Below are 7,250 nucleotides of genomic sequence, written 5' to 3' on the forward strand. Positions count from 1 at the left end.
GCCGCCTGCACCGGCCCCCGCGCCGGTGCAGGCGGCCCCGCCTCCGGTGGCCCCCGAGGACGACATCCCCGAGGACGACGATCCGGACCTCAATGAGGAGGCGTTTTCGGGGCAGGACCTGATCGTGCGGGAGCTGGGTGCCACCGTGCTGGAGGAGATCCGGCACGAGTAGGTCCAGGTCCCACGTTGGTCCGAACGAGCACGTAGGCTCGGAGCGTCGTAATTCGTCCCGTGCCGTCGTCCTCAGGCAAGGAGTGAGCCGTGTTCCCCGGTGGTGGCCAGCCCAATATGCAGCAGCTGCTCAAGCAGGCGCAGAAGATGCAGGAGGAGCTTGGCAAGGCCCAGCAGGAGCTGGCCGAGGCCAAGGTCAACGGCTCGGCAGGCGGTGGCCTGGTGGAGGCCACGGTGACCGGTGCGGGGGAGCTGGTGGCACTGACCATCGCCCCCGCGGCGGTGGACCCCGACGACACCGAGACCCTGGCCGACCTGGTGCTGGCCGCCGTCCGCGATGCGACGGCGACCGCGCAGAAGCTGCAGTCGGACCGGCTCGGCCCGCTCACGCAGGGCCTTGGCGGCCCGGGCGGCGGCATCCCGGGTCTGCCGTTCTGACCTGTGAAGTCGACGACTCCGGGAACCCCTGGTGTTTTTCGGGCGTCGGACGGTGTGTCCGGCGCCCGGCTCGTTGGATGATGGCCACGGACGTCCGCCGCCGGCGGCGGCTCATGGAAGGCATGACGTGTACGAAGGCGTGGTTCAGGACCTGATCGACGAACTGGGCAGGCTGCCCGGCGTCGGGCCCAAGAGCGCGCAGCGGATCGCCTTCCACATCCTGCAGGCGGACCCGGTGGATGTGCGGCGGCTTGCCCACGCTCTCCAGCAGGTCAAGGAGAAGGTGCGGTTCTGTGCCGTCTGCGGCAATGTGGCCGAGTCCGAGTTGTGCAGGGTCTGTCAGGACCCACGCCGCGACGCGGCACTGATCTGCGTGGTCGAGGAACCCAAGGACGTGGTCGCGATCGAGCGCACCCGGGAGTTCCGCGGCCGCTACCACGTGCTCGGCGGGGCGATCAGCCCCATCGAGGGTGTGGGCCCCGACGACCTGCGGATCCGGGAGCTGCTGACCCGACTCGCGGACGGCACGGTCACCGAGCTGATTCTGGCCACCGACCCCAACCTTGAAGGGGAGGCGACCGCCACCTATCTGGCCCGGCTGTGCAAGCCGATGGGCCTGAAGGTGACCCGCCTGGCCAGCGGCCTGCCGGTCGGAGGAGACCTGGAGTACGCCGACGAGGTCACCCTCGGACGGGCCTTCGAAGGGAGACGACTGCTCGATGTCTGAAGCCGTACACACCTCAGGCCATGCCCCGGGTGCGGAGCCGGACGAGTTCGCGGTGCAGATCGCCGACTCGATCAACAGCTTCGTGCTTGCGGTGAACGAGATCGCCAAGGGCGACGAGCCCGGGAGCGCGGTCTCCCTGCTGCTGCTGGAGGTCTCGCAGCTGCTGCTGGCCGGAGGCCGACTGGGCGCGGTCGAGGACGTCGTCCCGGACGACCGGTTCGAGCCGGACGCGGGCCCGGAGCCCGACGGCGACGAGCTGCGGGAGAAACTCGCCGGCCTGCTGGCTCCGATCGACGTCTACCACGAGGTCTTCGACCCCTACGGGCCGCCGGAGAAGCCGTCCACCTTCCGGATCTCGGACGATCTGGCCGGGGTGGTCACCGATCTGCGCCACGGCCTGACCCACTACCGGGAGGGCCGGATCAGCGAGGCCATCTGGTGGTGGCAGTTCTCCTACCTGTCCAACTGGGGGTCCACCTGCACCGGGGTGCTGCGCGCCCTGCAGTCGCTGGTGGCGCACGTCCGGCTGGACAGCCCGCTGGGGGACATCCCGGACGGCACCGACACCGATGACGACGGCCTCACCGACGAGCAGCTGGAGGCCCAGGCGGGCGCGCTGATGGCGGCCGAGCTGGGCAGGCACGGCCGCGTCGGCTGAGCAGGTCCGGGGTCGCACCGCCGGGACCGGCCGTGCGACCCCGCGGCGGAATCTCGCATGCCGGAACGGCGGCGGAGCTCGGAAGCCCGGGCGAGTCGCGGGACGGGCGGGGGAGGACCGCAGGCGGGACCATGGGGGAACGGACCGCGCGAGCGGTCGTACGGCCCGTCGTACGCGATGTCGTAGCAGTGCCGTGCGACGGGCCGTACGACCGATCAATGGAACGCCTGTCTCACCATCTGGAATCACGGTGGCGCCGGGGGCCCGCTCGTTAGACTGGGGCGACCGCAAGACACACTGATCGAGGAGCGCACGTGGGCCTTGTCGTGCAGAAGTACGGCGGCTCCTCCGTTGCGGATGCCGAGGGCATCAAGCGCGTCGCCCGCCGAATCGTGGACACCAAGAAGGCCGGCCATGAGGTCGTCGTCGTGGTGTCAGCGATGGGCGACACTACGGACGAGCTCATCGACCTCGCGGAGCAGGTGTCCCCCATCCCTGCCGGCCGCGAGCTCGACATGCTGCTGACCGCCGGAGAGCGCATCTCCATGGCGCTGCTGGCGATGGCGATCAAATCCCTGGGCCACGAGGCCCAGTCGTTCACCGGCAGCCAGGCCGGTGTGATCACCGACTCGGTCCACAACAAAGCGCGCATCATCGACGTGACGCCGGGCCGTATCCGCACCGCCCTCGACAAGGGCAACATCGCGATCGTGGCCGGCTTCCAGGGCGTCTCCCAGGACAGCAAGGACATCACCACCCTGGGCCGCGGCGGCTCGGACACCACCGCGGTGGCGCTGGCCGCCGCGCTGGACGCCGAGGTCTGCGAGATCTACACCGACGTGGACGGCGTCTTCACCGCCGACCCGCGAGTGGTGAAGAAGGCACGGAAGATCGACTGGATCGCGTACGAGGACATGCTGGAGCTGGCATCCTCGGGGTCCAAGGTGCTGCTGCACCGTTGTGTGGAGTACGCGCGCCGCTACAACATGCCCATCCACGTGCGGTCGTCGTTCTCCGGCCATGTGGGCACCTGGGTGAGCAACGAGAAGCCGACGAAGACCAAGCCCGAAGGGGGCGAGATGGAGCAGGCGATCATCTCCGGAGTCGCCCACGACACGTCCGAGGCCAAGGTCACGGTCGTCGGGGTGCCGGACAAGCCGGGCGAGGCGGCACGGATCTTCCGGGCCATCGCCGACGCCGAGATCAACATCGACATGGTGGTGCAGAACGTGTCGGCGGCCGCCACCGGCCTCACCGACATCTCCTTCACCCTGCCGAAGACCGACGGCCACCGCGCCATCGAGTCGCTGGAGAAGGCCCGGGTCGGCATCGGCTTCGAGTCGCTCCGTTACGACGACCAGATCGCCAAGATCTCCCTGGTCGGGGCCGGGATGCGGTCCAACCCGGGCGTCACCGCCGGTTTCTTCGAGGCGCTGTCGGCCGCCGGTGTCAACATCGAGCTGATCTCGACCTCCGAGATCCGCATCTCGGTGGTCACCCGCGCCGAGGACGTCACCCAGGCCGTGCGCGCCGTCCACACCGCTTTCGGCCTGGACACCGAGTCCGACGAGGCCGTCGTCTACGGAGGTACCGGCCGATGACCGCCGCCGACCCCGCACGCAAGCCCACCCTGGCCGTCGTCGGCGCCACCGGCGCCGTCGGCACCGTGATGCTCGACATCCTCTCCACCCGGCAGGACGTCTGGGGCGAGATCCGCCTGATCGCCTCCCCCCGTTCGGCCGGCAAGCGGCTGACCGTGCGCGGTGAGGAGGTGGAGGTGGTGGTGCTCTCCGAGGAGGCGTTCGAGGGCGTCGACGTCGCGATGTTCGACGTCCCCGACGAGGTCTCCGCCCAGTGGGCGCCGATCGCCGCCGCCAAGGGCGCGGTCGCCGTGGACAACTCCGGCGCCTTCCGCATGGACGACGAGGTGCCGCTGGTCGTCCCCGAGGTGAACGCCCCCGCGGCCCGGACGCGTCCGCGCGGCATCATCTCCAACCCCAACTGCACCACCCTCTCCATGATCGTCGCGCTGGGCGCGCTGCACGCCGAGTTCGGCCTCAAGGAGCTGGTCGTCGCCTCGTACCAGGCGGCCTCCGGCGCCGGCCAGCCCGGTATCGACACCCTGCGCGACCAGATCGCCAAGGTGGCCGGCACCGACCTGGGCACCGCCACCGGCGACCTGCGGGCCGCCGTCGGCGACACTGGCCCGTTCCCCGCCCCGCTGGCGCTCAACGCGGTGCCGTGGGCCGGCTCGCTCAAGGAGGACGGCTGGTCCTCCGAGGAGCTCAAGGTCCGCAACGAGTCCCGCAAGATCCTCGGCCTGCCGGACCTGCGGGTCTCCGCGACCTGCGTCCGCATCCCGGTGATCACCACCCACTCGCTGGCCGTCCACGCGGTCTTCGAGAACGAGGTGTCCGTGGCGCGGGCGCACGAGATCCTGCGTGACGCCCCCGGTGTGGTGCTGTACGACAACCCGGGCGCCGGGGAGTTCCCCACCCCGAACGACGTCGTCGGCACCGACCCCACCTGGGTCGGCCGGGTCCGCCGGGCGATCGACGACCCGTATGCGCTCGACCTCTTCCTCTGCGGCGACAACCTGCGCAAGGGCGCGGCGCTGAACACCGCTCAGATCGCCGAGCTGATCGCTGCGGAGTTCACCGCCGGCTGACCTCCGGCGGAGGGCGCCCCGCGTCCGCAACCGTTCGCGCCTCCGGCGCGTGTCCCCCTCGGGGAGTTCGCAGAACTCCCCGAGGGGGATCTGCTTTGTCCGGATGACCCCGGAACGGCACGCGTGCACACACACACCGCAGGAGGGGCCACCGCCATGCCCGTACCACGCGCGACTACGGTGGTGCCTCCACCGGTGTCCGCCGCGCCCACCACGGCGCGGGCGCACCGGGGAATGTCCTCGGGGGAGCACAACCGTGACGGGGGGTCGAGTGTCCAACAGTCGTGGCGGAGATGCTGGGTATGCAGAGCAGGGGCCGCGGTCCGGCGAACGACCGGGCCGTACCGGGCACCGGCACGGCCCGGCGCCCCGGCCTGCTCGCAGCCGTACCGCCCGCCGGCTCCGCGCGCCGGAGGAAGCCGGCCCTGTTCGCCCTCGCCCCCGCCCCGGTGCCGTCGTCCGCGACGCCCGGTGGAGCAGCCGTGATCACGCCCTTCCCGGCCGTGCGCAGACCCGTTGAGCGCGGTGCGGCGGCCCCGGTGGACGCGACCGCCGAGGGGACCAGCGTCGACCTGCTCACCGACACCTATCGCGCCCACTACCGCTCACTGCTGGGCCTCGCCGCGCTGCTGCTGGACGACACCGCCTCCTGCGAGGACGTGGTGCAGGAGGCGTTCATCAGGGTGCACGCCGCCCGCAGGCGCGTCCGGGAACCCGAGAAGACCCTCGCCTATCTGCGGCAGACCGTGGTCAACCTCTCCCGCTCCGCGCTGCGCCGCCGCATCCTGGGCCTGCGGCTGCTGCCCAAGCCCATGCCGGACATGGCCAGCGCCGAGGAGGGCGCCTACGAGGCACTGGAGCGGGACCAGCTGAAGGCCGCACTGCGCGGCCTGCAGCGCCGGCAGCGCGAGGTCCTGGTGCTGCGGTACTTCGCCGATATGACGGAAGCCCAGGTCGCCGAAGCTCTGGGCATCTCCGTCGGCTCGGTCAAGGCGTACGGATCGCGCGGCCTGGCGACGCTGCGCGTCCGCATGGAGGCACAGGCATGAGCGGCGACGAACACCACGGCACACCGCCGATCGCCGACCAGCCCGACAGGGCAGGGGAAGACCAGCCGGGCCGTCCCGGGCCCGGACGGGGACAGGACCGGCCGGACCGGAAGCCGGCCGGGGCCGCAGGCGCGGCCCCGGAGCCGGCGCCCGAGCCGGCCTCGTCCGGCAGCCCGAAGCCGGCCACGCAGAAGCCCACCGAGCCGGCCGGCCGCCCGCAGCCGCCCTCACCCGCCTATCTGCGGCTGGTGCGCGGCGCGCCCCCCGCCACCGCCCGTCCGGCGAACGGCTCCCGCAGCGACGGCGTCCACGACCTCGACGGCGCCGGGGACGACCTGGACGCGGCCGAACGGGAGCTGCGCGCCATGCTGCAGCGGGCCGTGGGCGGCCTTCAGCCCAGCCCCGGCGCCCTGCAGCGCATCCAGCACGCGGTACCGCAGCGCCGCACCCGCCGCCGCCAGGCCTGGGGTGGCGCGGCGGCGGTACTGCTGCTCGCGGCGGCCGCCGTGCCCGCGCTGCGGACCGCGGTCGGCACCGACACCGCCGACCATGTCTCGGCGACCCGCCCGGTGGCCTCCCTCGGTGCCGCGGACCGGGCCCCCACCCTGCAGGGCGGCGACGGCACGGCGCCCCGGCCGGACGTCTCGGCCCCCGGAGCGGTCGCCTCCACGCTGACCGCCGCCGGACCCGGACCCGGCCCCGACACCCGGACCACGGCGGCGGGGACGGTGGACGGGCCGCCGCGTAGCCGTCCCGGCAGCGGGCCCACCGGCAGCGCCCCGGCCACGGAGAGCGCCCAGGCCGCCCCGGAGTGCCGGGTGGACCAGCTGGGCGCCGGGGCCGTCCAGGTCGAGCCGGCCGACGCGGCGGGCAAGGTCTACGGCTCGTTCTCGGTGGTCAACTCCTCGGCGCTGGCCTGCACGGTCGAGGGCGCCGGCACGGTCCAGGTCAGCTCCGCGGTCGGGACCGACGCCTCACGGTTCCCGGTGCTCCTCCACACCGCGGGGGACCCCGCCTCCGCACTGCCCCGGTCGAACGGACCGGACACCCTGGTGCTGAGGCCCGGCGCCGCCTATCTGGTGCGGTTCGGCTGGGTCCCGGACAGCACCAACAGCACCGCCTGCGTCACCACCCCCAGCTCCTCGCCCAGCGCCACCGCCAGCCCGGAGAGCAGCGCGACCGGGAGCAGTTCCCAGGAGATCACCATCAAGTCGGCCGCCACCGACGGCCCCGGGTCGCCCGGGAGCAGCGTCAGCCTCAGCCACACCCCGGCCGTGGGCGCCCCCTCCGTCGGCCCGGCGACCATCCCCGGGGCCTGCGCCGGCACCGTCTACCGCACAGGGCCGCTGCCGGCCGGCTGACCGGCCGACCCGGCCGGGCGTCCGAGGGGGAGGGGGTGCGCGGCCGGTTCGCGGCCCGCCGAGGCCCCTGGTGCACACCGCGGCGGCGCGCTCGTTACCGTGGTGGTGTGTACCGGTTCCTCCTGACCCCGCGCTGGATCGGCGCCACCCTGGCCACCGCGGCCGCGGTGGCCAGGGT

The 7,250-nt window shown here is 72.7% G+C and carries 7 protein-coding genes; all 7 read left to right on the forward strand.

The window, feature by feature from the left end:
- Positions 1 to 261 precede the first annotated feature (261 nt).
- The 7 genes from AOK09_RS27765 to AOK09_RS27795 all read left to right on the forward strand — a co-directional run bounded on the left by AOK09_RS27765 (position 262) and on the right by AOK09_RS27795 (position 7,072).
- On the forward strand, positions 262 to 609 hold the full coding sequence (locus tag AOK09_RS27765; RefSeq protein ID WP_079063481.1) for a YbaB/EbfC family nucleoid-associated protein: 348 nt from the start codon (positions 262 to 264) through the stop codon (positions 607 to 609).
- A gap of 127 nt (positions 610 to 736) precedes the next feature.
- Complete coding sequence (recR, locus tag AOK09_RS27770; protein ID WP_055589989.1) at positions 737 to 1,336, forward strand: recombination mediator RecR; 600 nt, start codon at positions 737 to 739, stop codon at positions 1,334 to 1,336.
- On the forward strand, positions 1,329 to 1,994 hold the full coding sequence (locus AOK09_RS27775; RefSeq protein ID WP_055589990.1) for a DUF5063 domain-containing protein: 666 nt from the start codon (positions 1,329 to 1,331) through the stop codon (positions 1,992 to 1,994). Before recR ends, AOK09_RS27775 begins: the two co-directional genes overlap by 8 nt.
- A gap of 314 nt (positions 1,995 to 2,308) precedes the next feature.
- Positions 2,309 to 3,595 carry an aspartate kinase gene (locus AOK09_RS27780; RefSeq protein WP_055589991.1) on the forward strand — a complete coding sequence of 429 codons (1,287 nt, stop codon included), beginning with the start codon at positions 2,309 to 2,311 and terminating at the stop codon, positions 3,593 to 3,595.
- Positions 3,592 to 4,662, forward strand: a complete 1,071-nt coding sequence (locus AOK09_RS27785; RefSeq protein ID WP_055589992.1) for an aspartate-semialdehyde dehydrogenase — start codon at positions 3,592 to 3,594, stop codon at positions 4,660 to 4,662. The genes AOK09_RS27780 and AOK09_RS27785 overlap by 4 nt, the downstream gene beginning before the upstream one ends.
- Before the next feature lie 302 nt (positions 4,663 to 4,964).
- Positions 4,965 to 5,711 carry a SigE family RNA polymerase sigma factor gene (locus tag AOK09_RS27790; protein ID WP_079063482.1) on the forward strand — a complete coding sequence of 249 codons (747 nt, stop codon included), beginning with the start codon at positions 4,965 to 4,967 and terminating at the stop codon, positions 5,709 to 5,711.
- A complete protein-coding gene (locus AOK09_RS27795) occupies positions 5,708 to 7,072 on the forward strand; it encodes a hypothetical protein (protein ID WP_055589993.1) in 1,365 nt (454 codons plus the stop codon). Before AOK09_RS27790 ends, AOK09_RS27795 begins: the two co-directional genes overlap by 4 nt.
- Positions 7,073 to 7,250 lie beyond the last annotated feature (178 nt).

This window comes from Peterkaempfera griseoplana, assembly GCF_001418575.1.
In the GTDB taxonomy this organism is placed as follows: Bacteria; Actinomycetota; Actinomycetes; order Streptomycetales; family Streptomycetaceae; genus Peterkaempfera; species Peterkaempfera griseoplana.

Excerpts from the sequence above, each read along its gene's own strand:
- AOK09_RS27775 (WP_055589990.1), top strand. The coding sequence starts at position 1,329 with ATGTCTGAAGCCGTACACACCTCAGGCCATGCCCCGGGTGCGGAGCCG.
- AOK09_RS27785 (WP_055589992.1), top strand. The coding sequence starts at position 3,592 with ATGACCGCCGCCGACCCCGCACGCAAGCCCACCCTGGCCGTCGTCGGC.
- AOK09_RS27790 (WP_079063482.1), top strand. The coding sequence starts at position 4,965 with ATGCAGAGCAGGGGCCGCGGTCCGGCGAACGACCGGGCCGTACCGGGC.
- AOK09_RS27795 (WP_055589993.1), top strand. The coding sequence starts at position 5,708 with ATGAGCGGCGACGAACACCACGGCACACCGCCGATCGCCGACCAGCCC.